The sequence below is a fragment of the Pseudomonas sp. MDT1-85 genome (assembly GCF_054898065.1).
Genome location: NZ_CM142715.1, coordinates 2,462,016 through 2,478,305 on the forward strand (window position 1 = coordinate 2,462,016; position 16,290 = coordinate 2,478,305).

A 16,290-nucleotide genomic window follows, 5' to 3' on the forward strand; every position below is an offset into this window, starting at 1 on the left:
CATCTGTAGGCCATCGCGCACGATGCTGCCTAAACCGATTTTTCCGTCATATACTAGCGGCCTTTGCGCCTGGGCCAAGCCCCCGCGCCAGTACGAATCCAAGGAGTTTCTCTATGCGCTGGAGCAATCATCTCGCTCAGCTTTGTATGTGTGCCAGTGTATTGCTGGTTCCGTTCGCGGCCCAGGCTGCCACGGAAGACGACCCTTGGGAAAGCATTAACCGCCCGATCTACAAATTCAACGATTTTGTCGACACCTACGCACTGAAGCCATTGGCTCAGGGCTACCAGTTTGTCACGCCGCAGTTTCTGGAAGATGGCATCCACAACATGTTCCGCAACGTCGGCGACGTGACCAACCTGGCCAACGACGTGTTGCAGGCCAAACCCGCTGCGGCAGGCGTCGATACTGCGCGTTTGATCTTCAACACCACCTTCGGCCTGCTGGGCTTCTTCGACGTGGGTACCCAAATGGGCCTGCATCGCAATGATGAAGACTTCGGCCAGACCCTCGGTTACTGGGGCGTGGGCAGCGGCCCGTACCTGATGCTGCCGCTTCTGGGCCCAAGCACCTTGCGCGATGCGCCTTCCAAGTATGTCGACGGCTATACCGGTCCGTACCGCTATATCCACGACGTGCCGGTGCGTAACTCGATCTTCGGCCTGAACATCGTCGACACCCGCGCCACCCTGCTGTCGGCCGAGAAGCTGGTCAGCGGCGACAAATACACCTTCATTCGCAATGCGTACCTGCAAAACCGCGAATTCAAAGTCAAAGACGGCCAGGTCGAAGACGATTTTTAATCTCGACCGGTAAAACGAAGAAGGCGGCCATTTGGCCGCCTTCGTTCGTTTGGCTTGCGGGTATCGAGGTTATTTCATCTTCAGGATTGTAAGCCCGAGTTTCTGATTAGCCCCGTCCTGTGCTTTCACCCATACCACCTCGGTGTGGGCTTCAAGGCCTTTTAGCGCCGCATGATCGGAATCGATCCGCACACTGAGCCGGTCACCGACCTTGAATAAGCGGGGCGCCTCAACTTGCATACCGCTGCTGGAAAGGTCAATGCAGACGGCTGGCACCTCGTCGCCTTCATGAATCAGCGCCACATCGGCATCGACCCGCATGCGGATAAAATCGCGCTTTTCGCTGTAGTCCCGCTCAGTTTGGCTCATGGGCTCGATCCTTCTTTTGGGTTACGGTTTTGGCTGTTCTTATAACTCCCGGTGATTTGACAAGTAAAGACGTCAAGCGACCATCGGCGTGAGCTTGAAACGCCTCGCGGATGGGAGTACCGTCTGCGCCTTAGAAGGGCACCTTTGGTGTACCTGTGAGTAGGGCGAATGCTCGAAAACGGTGCGGCAGAGAGGCTAGAAAGCGAATCCAGTAGTGTGTGCGGGGCCAATGCCCAGCCTGCTACGCCAACCTAATTCTGGCGCCGTTTGCCCACATGCCAAAAACCAGTGCCACGCTGCTGATAATCGATGATGACGAAGTAGTGCGCGCGAGCCTCGCGGCCTACTTGGAAGACAGTGGTTTCAGTGTCCTGCAGGCCAGCAACGGCCAGCAGGGTCTTCAGGTATTCGAGCAAGACAAGCCCGACTTGGTCATCTGCGATCTGCGCATGCCGCAGATGGGCGGACTCGAACTCATTCGCCAGGTCACCGAGCTGTCGCCGCAAACCCCGGTGATCGTGGTGTCGGGCGCGGGCGTGATGAACGACGCGGTCGAGGCCCTGCGCCTGGGCGCGGCGGACTACCTGATCAAGCCTCTCGAAGATCTGGCCGTGCTCGAGCACTCCGTGCGCCGGGCCCTGGATCGTGCGCGCCTGCTGCTGGAAAACCAGCGCTATCGCGAGAAACTGGAAAAGGCCAATCGCGAGCTCGAAGCCAGTCTGAACCTGCTCCAGGAAGACCAGAACGCCGGTCGCCAGGTGCAGATGAACATGCTGCCGGTCAGCCCCTGGAGCATCGACGAGTTCCAGTTTGCGCACCAGATCATCCCGTCGCTGTACCTGTCGGGTGACTTCGTCGACTACTTTCGGGTCGACGAGCGTCGGGTAGCCTTTTATTTGGCGGACGTTTCTGGTCATGGCGCTTCTTCCGCCTTCGTTACCGTATTGCTGAAGTTCATGACCACGCGCTTACTGTTCGAGTCCAAGCGCAACGGCACATTGCCGGAATTCAAGCCTTCAGAGGTCCTTGGTCATATCAACCGGGGGCTGATCAGTTGTAAGCTGGGTAAACACGTCACAATGGTCGGTGGAGTCATCGACGAGGAGACCGGTTTGTTGACCTATAGCATCGGCGGTCATCTGCCGTTGCCTGTGTTGTACACGCCAGACAGTGTTCGTTACCTGGAAGGGCGCGGTCTGCCGGTGGGCCTCTTCAATGAAGCCACCTACGAAGACCACGTACTGGAATTGCCGCCAGTGTTCAGCTTGACGCTGATGTCTGATGGCATTTTGGACCTTTTGCCGGAACCCACACTCAAAGATAAAGAAGCTGCTTTACCTCAACGGGTGAAGGCAGCGGGCGGCAGCCTGGATGGTCTGCGCCAGGTTTTTGGATTGGCCACGCTAGGGGAGATGCCGGATGATATCGCCCTGTTGGTGTTGAGCAGGAATCTTTAATGAGTACCGGTAGAATCCAGTTCGCCGAGCAGGACGGCACCTTCGTCCTGAAGTTCGTCGGTGAAGTTCGCCTGACCCTGTGTTCGGCGTTGGATGCGACTATTGAGCGGATCTTCACCGCGTTGAATTTCAACGCCATCGTGATCGACCTGACCGAAACCCGCAGCATCGACAGCACCACCCTGGGCCTGCTGGCCAAACTGTCGATCCTGTCGCGGCAAAAGGTCGGCCTGCTGCCGACCGTCGTCACCACCCACGAAGACATCACCCGTCTGCTGCAGTCCATGGGCTTCGAGCAAGTGTTCAACATCGTTGACCGCCCGATCCCATGCCCTGAATGCCTGACCGACCTGCCAGACCAGGACCAGTCCGAAGAAGTGGTGCGAGTCAAAGTCCTCGAAGCGCACAAAATCCTCATGGGCCTGAACGACTCCAACCGTGAAGCGTTCCATGACCTGGTGAATGCGCTGGAGCGGCATTGATTCCCTGAAGTGATGTGGGCCTGAAGGCTCCATCGCGAGCAGGCTCGCTCCCACATTAGTCTTGCGTCGAACACACCATTCCGGCTCCCCCAAAAATCCCCTGTGGGAGCGAGCCTGCTCGCGAAGGCGCCATAACAATCACCACATCTTTCAGCGCGAAGCCCACTACCCAAATTCAACGCAAAAAAAGGGCGAACCCATCAAGGTTCGCCCTTTTTGCATCCAGCTAACTCAAATCACAGCTTGGCCTGCAACAACGCCTCAAGCTTCTCCTGATCCCGAGCAAACTGGCGAATCCCCTCAGCCAGCTTCTCGGTCGCCATCGCATCCTCGTTGGACAACCAACGGAACTGCGCTTCATTCAAGCTAAGACGCGCTTCACCGGCATGCCCCGGCGCCAATTTGCGCTCCAGCTTGCCAGTGTCCACCGCCAGCTTCTCCAACAGATCCGGGCTAATGGTCAGACGATCACAACCGGCCAACTGCTCGATCTGATTCAGATTACGGAAGCTCGCGCCCATCACCACAGTCTTGTAGTCATTGGCCTTGTAGTAGTTGTAGATGCGCGTCACCGACTGCACGCCCGGATCATCCGCGCCGGTGTAGTCGTTGCCGGTGGCCTTCTTGTACCAGTCGTAGATGCGGCCCACGAACGGCGAAATCAGAAACACCCCGGCATCGGCGCACGCGGCAGCCTGAGCGAAGGAGAACAGCAGCGTCAGGTTGCACTGAATGCCTTCCTTTTCCAGCTTCTCGGCAGCGCGAATGCCTTCCCAGGTCGAAGCGATCTTGATCAGCACACGGTCACGGCCAACGCCGGCCTTGTCGTACAGGTCGATCAGCCGGTGCGCACGCTTCAATACGGCGTCAGTGTCGAACGACAAGCGCGCATCCACTTCAGTGGAAATACGGCCCGGTACAACCTTCAGAATTTCTTGCCCTACCGCAACGCCAAAACGGTCACTGGCCAGGCCCACATCGCCCTTGCAGTCGTGAACGCAAGCGTTCAGCAACTCGGCATAACCGGGAATGGCCGCCGCTTTGAGCAGCAGGGAAGGGTTGGTGGTAGCGTCCACGGGTTTAACGCGAGCGATTGCTTCGAAGTCGCCGGTGTCGGCAACCACGGTGGTCATTTGTTTGAGTTGTTCCAGCTTGGAAGTCATGAGCGTGCTCTGTCCTATGGGTCTAATGACATTACCCGAGCGCTTGCAGCCACTCAAGGGCGCGTACGTGTATCGATGGCCCCAGCGGCAACAACCTGAAAACGGATGTTTGAAAGGCGGGGCGTGGTATCGGTAGATACGATGCTGAAATGGGGGACAGGTTCAACGCAGGTGACGGTTAGTGGCTACTGACTGCTAATCAGCGCAGCCACCGCAAGATCGTCCAGCTGTTCGTCGTGCGTTTCCTGCCTGAAACGACTCAACGCCGAGGTGAAATACACCACTTCAAGCATGCCATCGCTGGCGAGATAAAGCTGCGCCGCCTCTACCTCTTGCACGGAGTAAACGCGTTTGTTCAACCCGGACATCTCTTGGGTGGCAGTGAAGGGCGACAGAACCGTGGTAGCGAGGCCAAAACCGGTAAATTGGGTGATTTGCCATGGGCTTTCTTCACCGAAACACATGAAGTCGCAGTGGGCGTAGGCCTTCGCAGATGTTGCAGAAAAAAAGGCGAGGAGGATACAGCGCTTGAAAAAAACAGAGTTGAACAAGGGCATAACAACAAGGACGTCCTGTCAGTAAATCGGCGTTATTTCACAGCAGGCAACATCCATGAGCTACCTGCCAGCCTGCGGGGTGCAGGCTTTAATTCGACATTCGAAGCGGCGCAATGATCCACGCTTTGCGCCGGCACAACAACGAGCAAAAGCGATTTTCATCAGTGAGGCGTGATCAACGCCCCTCCAACAACTCCGCCGCCTGATCCAGCAACGCCAAAGGCTCTTTGGCCTTATGAATATCCACCGACAACAACTGCCGAAACTTCCGCGCCCCCGGAAACCCGGTGCCCAGCCCCAGCACATGCCGGGTGATATGGTGCATCGATCCACCCGCCAGCAGATGCTCGGCGATATAAGGCCGCAACTGCGCCAGCGCCTCGGCTCGGCTAATCACCGGAGCCTTGCTGCCGAACAGCTGCTGATCCACCTCAGCCATCACATAAGGATTGTGATACGCCTCACGGCCCAGCATCACGCCGTCAAATGTCTGCAAATGCTCGTGACAAGCCTCCAGCGTCTTGATCCCGCCGTTGAGAATGATCTCCAGCTCCGGAAAATCGGTCTTCAGCCGCGTCGCCACGTCATAGCGCAGCGGCGGAATGTCGCGGTTCTCCTTCGGCGACAACCCCTCCAGAATCGCAATCCGCGCATGCACCGTAAAACTCGTGCACCCGGCATCACGGACCGTACCGACGAAATCACACAACTGCTCGTAACTGTCGCGCCCATTAATCCCGATCCGATGCTTCACCGTCACCGGAATCGACACCGCATCACGCATCGCCTTCACACAATCAGCCACCAACTGCGGATGCCCCATCAGGCATGCCCCGATCATATTGTTCTGCACCCGATCACTCGGGCAGCCGACATTCAAATTCACCTCGTCGTAACCGTGTTCCTGGGCCATGCGTGCGCATGCGGCCAGGTCCAAGGGAACGCTGCCGCCGAGTTGCAGGGCGAGCGGGTGTTCGGCTTCGTTGTGACGCAGGAAGCGGTCGTGATCGCCATTGAGCAGCGCGCCGGTGGTGACCATCTCGGTGTAGAGGAGGGCGTGCTTGGAGAGCAGGCGTAGGAAGAAACGGCAGTGGCGGTCTGTCCAATCCATCATCGGGGCGACGGAAAAGCGGCGGGAGAGCGGGACGGGTGTGGCGGTGATTGGGGGCATTGGCGGTTCTGAGATGGGTGGCGCTAGAAGGTGGGTGAAGTTTATCAGGATTGAGCCCTGCGGGGTTCAGGGGAGTCACCTCAGCATGCCGTGAGCACTGATAACTAATTTTTGTAAATGTTGAAAAAAACTATTTATTACTAGCGATAAGTCGACACATGGCAAAAAAACGATGTGTATATTTAGCGCGAGATAGTCGGGAGCAGTTCCACGGCAGCAGGGTTTCGAAGTCTTCAGTCGAAGCCCTGCTGCCGTGGCACTGCTCGCCAGAGCCAACGAAACCGCGCCCCCATCTTGCGGAAGGCGTAGTTCATGGATGGTATACGATTGATCTCTTCAATTTCGGTCAGCGCCTGTAGCGCCGCCGTGAGCACGAACTCGACGATACCTGTTGAATACGAGCGGAGTAACAATCATGGAATACGACGACAAACTGATTGAAGAAGCCGTACTTGCCCTGTTGGCAACCTTCAGTTTCGATAACGGCAATGCTTGGAAAGGGTTCGATTTCGAGACCATGAACCGATTGCATGAACATGGTTTCATCAGTAACCCGGTGAGCAAGAACAAATCGATCTGGTTGACGACGGAAGGGCTGGAGCGAGGTCGGCAGATCGCCGACCGGTTGTTTGGGTTGAGAACTCAAGTGAGGCATATATCCAACTCGGGTACCTGACTTCACGCCTAAGAGTGCCATCGCAAGCGTTCTGGTCGAGACCGCGAAGGTCAACGACCAAGAACCCTACGTGGCTGCGCCACGTACTTGAGCGGCCGCCGTATCCGGGATCGGTGGCCAACTAAGAAGCGTTGTTGTCTTGGAGTCGCTCATCAGAAATGCCGTGCCATGTGCTAGATGGGGTTTATGGATCGCATAGTGCGCTAGCCAAGCTGGCAGTTGATAAAGGACGAAAGTCCCTGCGAGAGAAGTTATGGCGAAACACCTCGACCCCGAGTCGTGTTGCCCTCGACCTAGGCGAAAACCATACGAATCGGCAATGGGGACGGATTTATTTTCGGTGATTTTTGGATATCTCGTCCCCTATTTATTTGTATCGAAACTCAAGCCAGCGTATTAGTAGTTTGTCTTTCTGTCGTCTGAAATAGCTGTTCTCTCGGGCTTTCAAGGTCTTCTCTATATCAGACCTGCCAAGGCTCCGCCGGCGGGGCCGCTACCCAGGATGATTCCTTGGCGTCCGGCCTCCTTGGTTTTGTTATCGGCTTTGTAAATCTCAGACGCTGCGAAGGCTGTGGTTACGATCCAGGCGACTTTTCCTGTCACCTTCATCATCTTGGTACCGCGAGTAACTTTGGCATTGTCCACACCAGACTTTTTCACAATCAGGTAGTGAACTTTGGATTTTTCTACATCGGTTAAAAGTTCAAATTTTTTTTTGTAAAGCGTGTGAGCGTACTTGTCCAGGGTGGTTTGGAGAGTGGGACCATTGAGCTTTATATATTCTGCAACCGCGACACCCTGAGCCGATGTGAACTTGCGATGCTCATTCATGATGTTGTTACGCATTTCTTGGCAATACGCCACGCCGTCTTTGGCTGTGACTTTGCCCGCCAGCCTCTCGACTGTCATCCACTGTCCCAATAGCCCATTCATTCCAATGGGTGATACGTGCCAGGCAAGACCCGACACGTATCCCTCCACATGAGTTGTTTATCCAATAGCCAAGGACTTACAACTCTCAACATACGCTTCAACTGAATTGCTAGCAGAGTGGACTCTTACCCCCTTGAGTTTATCGAATGGCGGCTCTTTCCAAAGCTTTGATGCGTCGATGGGAAGGACGACCTGTATAACCGTTCCTTGGGGTGGATCAGCAACAAAGTCGAAGTCTTGAATGCCGTCAGGCGGGAACTGAATATAAACCCGTGGCTCCAATCTCGGGTTTGTCCATCCAGCAGCACCCACGAGGCCAATTGCCAATATGTGTAGCTGTGGTGGGTTTGATTTAAGTAATTTTAACTCGACATCCACTACTTTCATTACGTCAGCCATTTTCGATCTCCTTTCGATAATTGCGCCTCTTTTTCACCTTGGCGCTTGGGTGTGAACCCTATGGCTTGAAATCTGGTGGTTAGACGCTAGTAAAGGACCCCCACCCTGTCCACTGACTGCTTTGGCCGGTCATCGGATGCTTTCATTCCCTACAGAGCACCCATTTCCGGGCTCAGCGTTCCTAGCCAAGCCACAAGCCCGATAATGACCACAGCCGCCACCAATTCCACCATCATGCTACGCCGTAGCGCATTAGCGGCGACCATGTATTGCCCCTCCCGCAACGACAGCTCCAGAAACGGCCCAAGGTGAAACCGGTTCAGCGCGGCAAGCACGAGCATCCCTGCAAACAGCACCACTTTGATGAACAGCAAAATCCCGTAAGTGCTGAGAAAAACTGCATCCAGCGTCGGCCCAACGATGAACAGATAATTCACAACCCCCGTCACCGCGACGACCACCACGATTACCGCGCCAATCACCTCAAATCGATTAACCGCGCGGGCCAACAACCTGATGCGTGCTTCGGTCTGCAGAGCATTAATTTTCGCCATCAACGCAAACGCCACCAGCGCCCCAACCCATGCCCCAGCCGCCAGCAAGTGCAGAATATCCACCACGAAATGCCAATAACGACGACTGCCTTCATCCATTGCTCCATGCCCGTTCCAGGCCAGGCTGGCAAGGGCAACACCGCCGGCAAAAGCCGTGACCAACAAACTGAAACCAGGCGCACGGAGCATCACCGCTAAACCAGCGACGATCAGCGCGATGATGCGAACCACACAGGCCAACCCGACGTCCGTCTCGAACACCATCATTTCGATGTGCGGACGCAGCGCGGCGAAGTCCGATTCCCCGCTCATGGCGCTCACCATCATCAGCATGCTGGCAACGGACAACAGCGCACCCAGCACTGCCGTTCCCGCTAACATCGACCGGAACGGCAACACCACTCCCGACATCCGCTCCTGTCCTTTAAGACCGTACAGCCCCAAAAACGCCACCCCAAACAACAGCATCAAATCCACATACAACGCAAAGCGCAGGGCAATGCTGATTGAGTCGCTCATCCATCACTTCACTTTGAACGTAACGCTGCCGGTGATCGGGTGAGTGTCCGAAGATACGGCGCGCCATTCGACTTTGTAGCTGCCGGTGGGCAATGGCGAGAGCGGGGTGATGACCATGGTTTTCGGGTCGCTGCTGGCGGAGACTTTGGCCTTCATCGGCATGGGCGAGTGGGCCATGCCGGGCATTGCGGTCATGACCAGTTTGGCGCCGGAGAATTGGGTCACGAGGTTTTCGGAGAAGTGCAGTTCGATCTTGCTTGGCGCTGCGCCGTCCGCGCCTTCGGCCGGGGTGGAGGAGAGCAGTTTCGGGTGGGCCTGAGCCAGTGCGCTCATGAGTAGCCCGGTGGAAAGTGCGATGGCAACAGCGGTGCTTTTGATTATGCGCATGCAAGGCCTCTTACCGCTTTAAGCGGTTGTTTTTTGGTGTTTGAGTTAATGCGTTTAGAACCATAGCCGAACGCCGAGGACGAGGCGGGCTTCGCTGCGGTCCTCGCCTTCGTCCTTGGCGTAGTCGGCGGTTTTGCCGTAGGTGCGGTTCCAGGTCACGCCGATGTAGGGCGCGAATTCCCGCCGGATTTCATAGCGCAATCGCAGGCCGGCTTCGGTGTTGGACAGCCCGGAGCCGATGCCCCGTTGCGGGTCGTTTTTGCCGTAGACGTTGAGCTCGGCGGTCGGCTGCAAAATCAGCCGGTTGGTGAGCAGGATGTCGTAGTCACCTTCCAGCCGTGCGGCGGTCTGGCCACCTTCGCCGATGAAGGCCGTGGCCTCGGTTTCGAAGTTGTACAGCGCCATGCCTTGCACGCCGAACGCGGCCCAGGTTTGCGGGGCGCCGGGTTTGAAATCCTGGCGCACGCCGGTCACCACGTCCCACCACGGGGAGATGGCGTGACCCCACAGGGCCTGGACTTCGGCGTCTTCGGTTTTGCCATTGACGCGTTCGCCTTCGGAGCGCAGCCACAGGCGATCGATGTCGCCACCGATCCAGCCGGACAAATCCCACGCCAAGGCGCTGCCGTCGTCGGCATCCTGCCATTCGAGTTTGTCGGCGAGGAAGTAATAGTTGAGCGCGGTGTCATGCACCGCGTGGCCGGCCGGGCTGACGTAGACGGCGGCGCGGTCGGCGTCGGTCAATGCCGGGATCGGCGTGCGACTTTGGGTCGGCGCGGCGGGCTGCATCTGGCCATCGTCCATGCTCTGCATCTGGCTGTGATCCATGCCCGGCATCTGGCTATGGTCCATGCCCTGCATATAGTCGGTGGCGGCCATGGCTGAAGAAACCGTAAAGCCAGTGAGTGCCAAAGCGAGGCGGGTAGAGCGAATCAGTCTGGTCATGGGTAGCGCCTCATTCTTCCACGCGAACTTCACGGAACATGCCCATTTCCATGTGATACAGGAGATGGCAGTGATAGGCCCAGCGGCCGAGCGCGTCGGCGGTGACCCGATAGCTGCGCTTTGATCCCGGCGGCATGTCGATGGTGTGTTTGCGCACCATGAACTGGCCGTTCTCGTCTTCGAGGTCGCTCCACATGCCGTGCAGGTGAATGGGGTGAGTCATCATCGTGTCGTTGACCAGCACCACCCGAACCCGCTCGCCGTACTTGAGTCGCAGCGGTTCGGCATCGGAGAATTTCACGCCGTTGAACGACCAGGCGAACTTCTCCATGTGGCCGGTGAGGTGCAGCTCGATGGTGCGGCCAGGCTCGCGACCATCCGGGTCTTCGAAGGTGCTGCGCAGGTCGGAGTAGGTCAGCACGCGGCGGCCGTTGTCGCGCAGGCCCAGGCCCGGGTCGTCGAGTTTCGGCGAGGTGGTCATGGCTTGCATGTCCACCAGCGGGTTGTCTTTTTCCGTGTCTGGATGGGATTGCATACCGGCCATGCCGCCCATGGCCATGCTGCTGTGATCCATCCCGGCCATATTGTCCATGCTCTGCATGTTACCGCCGTCCGTGCCCGTAATGCTGCTGTGGTCCATCCCCGCCATGTCACCGCCCATGCTGCCGTGATCCATCCCGCCCATGCCCATGTCATCCATGGTCACTAGCGGTCGCGGATCCAGCGGTGGCACCGGCGCCGACAATCCGGCCTTTACCGCAAGGGTGCCGCGGGCATAACCCGTTCGATCCATCGACTGGGCGAACAGGGTGTAGGCGTCCTGGGTCGGCTCGACGATTACATCGAACGTCTCCGCCACCGCGATACGGAACTCGTCGACGCTCACCGGTTTGACGTGTTGGCCATCCGCCGCGACCACGGTCATTTTCAGGCCGGGGATGCGCACGTCGAAGTAGGTCATGGACGAGCCGTTGATAAAACGCAGTCGCAGCTTTTCGCCGGGGCGGAATACGCCCGTCCAGTTCATGTTCGGCGCCTGGCCGTTCATCAAGTAGGTGTAAGTGGCGCCACTGACATCCGCCAGATCGGTGGGGTTCATCTTCATCTCGGCCCACATCTTGCGATCGGCAACTGTCGAGCCCCAGCCTTTCTCGCTGACGTCGTGGATGAAGTCGCCCACGGTGCGCTTGTGGTAGTTGTAGTAATCCGATTGTTTTTTGAGTTTGCTCATCAGGTCGACGGCGTCTTCGTCGGTCCAGTCGGTCAGCATCACCACGTAGTCGCGGTCGTACTGGAACGGCTCCGGTTCCCTGGCGTCGATCACCAATGGCCCGTAAACCCCGGACTGTTCCTGAAAGCCGGAATGGCTGTGATACCAGTAGGTGCCGTTCTGCCGGACCTTGAACTGGTAGACGTACATGCCATCCGGTTCGATGCCGTGAAAGCTCAGCCCCGGCACGCCGTCCATGTTGGCGGGCAGCAAGATGCCGTGCCAGTGAATCGAGGTGCTGTCCTTGAGTTTGTTCTTCACCCGCAGCGTGACGGTGTCGCCTTCACGCCAGCGCAGCAAGGGGCCGGGAATGCCGCCGTTGATGGTCATTGCCGAGCGAGGATTGCCGGTGATGTTGACCTGGGTTTCGCCGATGAACAGATCGAAGTCGGTACCGGCCAGCACATTCGGTTCGCCGGGGCTGGTGATCGCCCAGACCGGCGTGCGCCACAGCCCGAGGCCCGCGAGGACTCCACCCGCGGCCAGGCCCTTCACGAAGGTGCGTCTTGAGGTGTTGGAATGCATGCCGTTTTTCCCGTCCGTCAGCCTGATGAAGCCCTCACATCCATCCTGAGCGGAGGGAGAGAACTTAATGGGGTAGAGGCTAACGGGCGGCGCCTTTCAGCAGCCTGAGGCCAAGATTACATTTCTGACAGTTTCACTCTGTGTTCAATGATTTCCAGTCGGCCTGGCGGAGCCCGCCACGGTAGCGCTACCGCAATTGATATACGAAGAAGACTTCAACCAGCGTTGATCCGGATAGTAAGAAAACAACAACTGTCCGTCCTTCATCGAGTCGATCAGCTGATGCGCAATCGCAGGCCTCACAGCCGGGCAACCCAGGCTTCTGCCGATCCGGCCATTTGCCCGCGCCAGGTCAGGACTGACATACGGCGCGCCATGGATAACGATCGCCCGCTCGAAAGCGTTGTCGTTGAAACCCGGTTCCAGACCTTCCATGCGCAACGAATAACCGTTCTGCCCGACATAGCTGGACTGGGTTCGGTATAAGCCCAGACTGGTGGCGAAGCTGGCATTGCGGTTGGAGAACTGGCGGGCCATGTTTTCCCCGCTGTTGCGACCATGGGCGACCAGTTCGTGGAACAACAATTTGCGTTGTTTAAGGTCGAACACCCAAAGACGTTGCGCGGTCGAGGGCAGTGAATAATCGATCACTGCTAGTCTTTGAGCCGGAGCCGCACTTTGGGCCCGGCTGCATTGGGAAGCGCGTACGGCCAAGGCAATTACTTTGGCGTTGGCATTGGGGGCCGCTTTGATGAGGGCGGCTTCAAGCGAATCGGCGTAGGCTGCCGGTAAGGTAAACGCGGTCAGCAACAGGGCCGTTATTGAAAAGCCGCAGCGGTCTAGGGCCATACGCAAGTCTCATCTGATTGTTTCGAGTCTAGCAGCGCGCACGACGCTAGCCGGTTGAAAACGGGAGATTAAGGATTATCCATGGGGCAATTAACAAGGTTATTCGTCATAAGCCACCTATTTTTTATGGGCTTTCTGATAAGCGGCATGGCAATTGCGGAAACTTCGCCGATTGAGCCGCCATCTGCCGTTAGCGTGGTCGCGGAGGCAGCACCTGGCGATCACGTCGGTCAGGCAATTCAGGCGGCGCTGGCGCCATTGAGTTCAGCATTTCCCCCGTTGCTCACTTCGCCGCGTCATCAACGGGTCGACGTTAATCGAGCAGTGCTGGATTTTTATAGTCATCGTGGCTATCGCGCTGCCTGGACGGACGATGACGATGTCGTCCAGTTATTGAAAAGCCTGAGCGACACCGGGGTCGATGGCCTGGACCCTGCGGATTTTCGAATTGCCGAACTGGTCACGGCCAGAACGTCGACGCAGACAACTGCGCCCACTCCCGGGCAGCAGGCAGCTTTTGATATCTCGGCGACCCAGACGTTTATCACGGCGCTGCTGCAGTTGCGGCGCGGCAAGGTCGATCCTTCGCGGCTGGACATCCATTGGAATTTCGACCCGCTCGGCATCGACCCTCGGGAGGACGTCAATCTTTTCTTCGCCGCCCTCGACAGTCATGACGTCGCGCGCGCGTTCGCCCAGGCGCCGCCACAAGAAGCGATTTATGGCACGTTGCGACAGGGCCTGGCGAAACTGCGCAGGGTTCGCGACAGTGGCGGCTGGCCAAAGATCCCGGAAGGGCAGACGCTCAGCCCCGGCATGGATGACGCCTCGGTTGCGCTGTTGCGAGCCCGTTTGGTGGCGGGGGGGTATCTGACCGCGAAAAAGAACGCGCGATCTGACTATGACGATACCGTCACAGCGGCGGTGAAGAAGTATCAGGCCGAGCAATACCTCGGGGCGGATGGTGTGGCGGGGCCGGCGACACTCGCGGCGCTGAATGTGCCGGTCGAGGCGCGAATCGATCAGGTCCGCGTGAACATGGAACGGGCGCGGTGGCTGCTGTACAAACTTCAGGGCACCTTTGTCATCGTCGACATCGCCGGGTACAAGGTTTCGTTCTATCGCGATGGCAAGCTGATATGGCGCTCCCGGGTGCAGGTGGGTAAACCGTATCGCAGCACGCCGATTTTTCAATCGGAGATCACCTACATCACGTTCAACCCGACCTGGACCGTGCCGCCGACCATTCTGGTCAAGGACATGCTACCGAAAATTCGCAGCAACCCTGGCTATCTTGATGCAAACCGGATTCGTGTGATCGATCGAGAAGGCAACGTGCTCGACCCGTTTACCGTGGATTGGGACAACCCGCGCGGCCTTACGCTGCGCCAGGATGCAGGGTCGGATAACTCGCTGGGGCAGGTGGTCATTCGCTTTCCCAATGACTATGCGATTTATCTGCACGACACACCGCATCGCGAGTTGTTTGCGCAATCCAATCGCGCGACCAGTTCCGGCTGTATTCGGGTAGAAAACCCGCTGCAGTTGGTGGAGTTGTTGTTCAACGACCCGGTTCGCTGGGACAGCGCAGGGATTCAAAAGCAGTTAACCAACGGCAAGACAGAAAACATCAGGCTTCCCGTAAAAGTGCCGGTGTTGTTGGCCTATTGGACGGTGGACCTGAGCCTTGATGGGCGAGTGACGTTCAAACCCGATGTGTATGGGTATGATAAGCCGGTGTTGCGGGCGCTGAATCTGCCGTCCGAACGGCCAACGCTGGACGGGAGGCGAGCGGCGCCTCCCTCAATGGCGGTGGGGCAGAACAAGTTTTAAAGCCCCAGGCCTTCTTGTACTGCCAGCAGCAGATTATGTTCCGTCAGTGCGATCGCATCCGGTTGTTGTCCGGATTGTTCGATCGCCTGAAGCCACCACTGCGTCTCGCCGTGTTCGTTCACGGTTCGCAACAGTGCGAGTTCTTTCCCTATCGAATGGATCTCCATCCGCCCGGCACCGTCGGCGGTGAAGCGGGCGACGGGATCGAAGGTGATGCTGTGGTGGTTGCCTTCGATCAGCAATTGGTCGATGGCGTAATCGTAACTCGCCCCGTCCGGCGCCCTCTCGAACACGTGAGTGGAATTGCGTCGCAGCTTCAGGCCCACTTCGATCAGTGGCTGCAGCCAGGCTTCGATCTGGTGATACAGCTCGTAGGCCTGGGCGGGCCAGCTGTCGATAGCCTGATCGGCGATGGTCGCGTCGGCACTGGTTTGCCGGGATTGTTTCAGCTTCTCGGCGAGCTCGTCTGCTTTACTCATTTCGATTTCCTGTCGTGATGTCAGTTAATCGTAGCTCCTTCAAGGTCATGCGGTTTTGCCTTGCGTCATGCGATTGAAACACCCGCGTGACAAAACTATTCTTCGGCCCTTTACGGCCAAATCAACCATCCCAAGGAGTGGGTAATGAAGAAATTTTACGCAATCGTCGCGTTGATCGCGCTGACCTTCGGCAACATCGGCCTGAGCAGCGCCCGCGAAACCCAGAACAGTAAAGTCCAGGCGGAATCGGTCGCGGGGGTGTTCGATTACTACCTGCTGACGCTCTCCTGGTCGCCCACCTTCTGCCTGACCCACAAAGACGATTCGCAATGTTCCGGTAAAGGCTATGGCTTCGTGCTTCACGGCCTCTGGCCACAATACGCCAAGGGTGGCTGGCCGGAGTCTTGCCCGCCGAGGGTGACTTTGTCGCCGGCGGAAAACACCAAGGGTCTGACTTTGTTCCCGACCCAGAAGCTGCTCGATCACGAATGGGCCAAGCACGGTACGTGCAGCGGCCTCGGCGCCATGGGCTACCTGGACGCGTCCGACAAGGCGCTCGGTGCGGTGAAGATCCCGCAGAAGCTGCAACCGTTCAGCACTTCGTATTACTTCGAAGCCCAGGAAATCGCCCAGATGTTTCGCCAAAGCAACCCCGGGATTCCGGCCAATGGCATTGCCGTGATTTGCAATGGCCCGGAGTTGTCGGAAGTGCGGGTATGCATGGGCAAGGACTTGGGGTTCGGCGCGTGCGGGACGGGTGTGAAGACGCAATGCCGGGCAGGGGACATTCGGGTTCCGCCTTCGCGGTGATGGATTGGCTGTCGCGGACCAGTAGGAGCCAGCGGTGCGGCGATCCGACTTGCCGGCGAAGGCGTCTTTAAGAGCGCCTTCGCCGGCAAGCCTGGCTCCTACGAAAAGC

18 protein-coding genes are annotated in these 16,290 nt (G+C 57.7%); 6 read left to right on the forward strand and 12 right to left on the reverse strand.

The genetic code is table 11. The features are described 5' to 3' along the window. The first annotated feature begins 113 nt into the window (after positions 1–113). A complete protein-coding gene (locus ACYZT2_RS11140; protein WP_461972075.1) occupies positions 114–803 on the forward strand; it encodes an MlaA family lipoprotein in 690 nt (229 codons plus the stop codon). 69 nt (positions 804–872) lie between these two features. On the opposite strand, the gene ACYZT2_RS11145 is transcribed toward ACYZT2_RS11140, so the two are convergent. Beyond that, on the reverse strand, positions 873–1,172 hold the full coding sequence (locus tag ACYZT2_RS11145; RefSeq protein ID WP_461972077.1) for a PilZ domain-containing protein: 300 nt from the start codon (positions 1,170–1,172) through the stop codon (positions 873–875). Positions 1,173–1,447: 275 nt separating this feature from the next. Between ACYZT2_RS11145 and rssB the strand changes: the two genes are divergently transcribed. Both rssB and rssC read left to right on the forward strand, forming a co-directional pair. Beyond that, positions 1,448–2,629, forward strand: a complete 1,182-nt coding sequence (gene rssB, locus ACYZT2_RS11150; RefSeq protein ID WP_038979995.1) for a two-component system response regulator RssB — start codon at positions 1,448–1,450, stop codon at positions 2,627–2,629. Further along, positions 2,629–3,111: an anti-sigma factor antagonist RssC gene (gene rssC, locus ACYZT2_RS11155; protein WP_007897104.1), complete on the forward strand. Its 483-nt coding sequence runs from the start codon at positions 2,629–2,631 to the stop codon at positions 3,109–3,111. The genes rssB and rssC overlap by 1 nt, the downstream gene beginning before the upstream one ends. A gap of 236 nt (positions 3,112–3,347) precedes the next feature. Here rssC and tal read toward each other — a convergent pair whose 3' ends face one another. The 3 genes from tal to dusA all read right to left on the reverse strand — a co-directional run bounded on the left by tal (position 3,348) and on the right by dusA (position 6,002). After that, entirely contained in the window at positions 3,348–4,274 is a 927-nt protein-coding gene (gene tal, locus ACYZT2_RS11160) for a transaldolase (RefSeq protein ID WP_461972080.1), read from the reverse strand. 185 nt (positions 4,275–4,459) lie between these two features. Then, entirely contained in the window at positions 4,460–4,831 is a 372-nt protein-coding gene (locus ACYZT2_RS11165; RefSeq protein WP_461972082.1) for a DUF2388 domain-containing protein, read from the reverse strand. 175 nt (positions 4,832–5,006) lie between these two features. Next, positions 5,007–6,002 carry a tRNA dihydrouridine(20/20a) synthase DusA gene (gene dusA / locus ACYZT2_RS11170; protein WP_461972084.1) on the reverse strand — a complete coding sequence of 332 codons (996 nt, stop codon included), beginning with the start codon at positions 6,000–6,002 and terminating at the stop codon, positions 5,007–5,009. Positions 6,003–6,417: 415 nt separating this feature from the next. On the opposite strand from dusA, the gene ACYZT2_RS11175 reads away from it, so the two are divergent. Continuing rightward, entirely contained in the window at positions 6,418–6,678 is a 261-nt protein-coding gene (locus ACYZT2_RS11175; RefSeq protein WP_461972086.1) for a DUF6429 family protein, read from the forward strand. A 456-nt stretch (positions 6,679–7,134) separates the two neighbouring features. Here ACYZT2_RS11175 and ACYZT2_RS11180 read toward each other — a convergent pair whose 3' ends face one another. The 7 genes from ACYZT2_RS11180 to ACYZT2_RS11210 form a co-directional block, all read right to left on the reverse strand. Continuing rightward, entirely contained in the window at positions 7,135–7,647 is a 513-nt protein-coding gene (locus tag ACYZT2_RS11180; protein WP_461972088.1) for a hypothetical protein, read from the reverse strand. Positions 7,648–7,668: 21 nt separating this feature from the next. Then, complete coding sequence (locus ACYZT2_RS11185) at positions 7,669–8,010, reverse strand: hypothetical protein (protein ID WP_461972089.1); 342 nt, start codon at positions 8,008–8,010, stop codon at positions 7,669–7,671. A 149-nt stretch (positions 8,011–8,159) separates the two neighbouring features. Beyond that, positions 8,160–9,083, reverse strand: a complete 924-nt coding sequence (gene copD / locus ACYZT2_RS11190; protein ID WP_461972091.1) for a copper homeostasis membrane protein CopD — start codon at positions 9,081–9,083, stop codon at positions 8,160–8,162. A 3-nt stretch (positions 9,084–9,086) separates the two neighbouring features. After that, the gene (gene copC, locus ACYZT2_RS11195; protein ID WP_461972093.1) at positions 9,087–9,470 is read right to left on the reverse strand and encodes a copper homeostasis periplasmic binding protein CopC; all 384 of its coding nucleotides are present in this window, start codon (positions 9,468–9,470) and stop codon (positions 9,087–9,089) included. A gap of 54 nt (positions 9,471–9,524) precedes the next feature. Continuing rightward, positions 9,525–10,415 carry a copper resistance protein B gene (locus ACYZT2_RS11200; protein WP_461972095.1) on the reverse strand — a complete coding sequence of 297 codons (891 nt, stop codon included), beginning with the start codon at positions 10,413–10,415 and terminating at the stop codon, positions 9,525–9,527. A 10-nt stretch (positions 10,416–10,425) separates the two neighbouring features. Next, positions 10,426–12,210: a copper resistance system multicopper oxidase gene (locus ACYZT2_RS11205; protein WP_461972097.1), complete on the reverse strand. Its 1,785-nt coding sequence runs from the start codon at positions 12,208–12,210 to the stop codon at positions 10,426–10,428. A 144-nt stretch (positions 12,211–12,354) separates the two neighbouring features. Continuing rightward, positions 12,355–13,059, reverse strand: coding sequence for a murein L,D-transpeptidase catalytic domain family protein (locus ACYZT2_RS11210; RefSeq protein WP_461972099.1), 705 nt, complete (start codon positions 13,057–13,059; stop codon positions 12,355–12,357). 81 nt (positions 13,060–13,140) lie between these two features. Here ACYZT2_RS11210 and ACYZT2_RS11215 point away from each other — a divergent pair, with 81 nt between their 5' ends. Beyond that, positions 13,141–14,892, forward strand: coding sequence for a L,D-transpeptidase family protein (locus tag ACYZT2_RS11215; RefSeq protein ID WP_461972101.1), 1,752 nt, complete (start codon positions 13,141–13,143; stop codon positions 14,890–14,892). Here the strand turns inward: ACYZT2_RS11215 and ACYZT2_RS11220 are convergent. Next, positions 14,889–15,371, reverse strand: a complete 483-nt coding sequence (locus ACYZT2_RS11220) for a hypothetical protein (protein ID WP_461972103.1) — start codon at positions 15,369–15,371, stop codon at positions 14,889–14,891. The two genes, ACYZT2_RS11215 and ACYZT2_RS11220, sit on opposite strands and share 4 nt — an antisense overlap. A 144-nt stretch (positions 15,372–15,515) precedes the next feature. Here ACYZT2_RS11220 and ACYZT2_RS11225 point away from each other — a divergent pair, with 144 nt between their 5' ends. Beyond that, entirely contained in the window at positions 15,516–16,181 is a 666-nt protein-coding gene (locus ACYZT2_RS11225) for a ribonuclease T2 (RefSeq protein WP_461972105.1), read from the forward strand. The last annotated feature ends 109 nt before the right edge of the window (positions 16,182–16,290 follow it).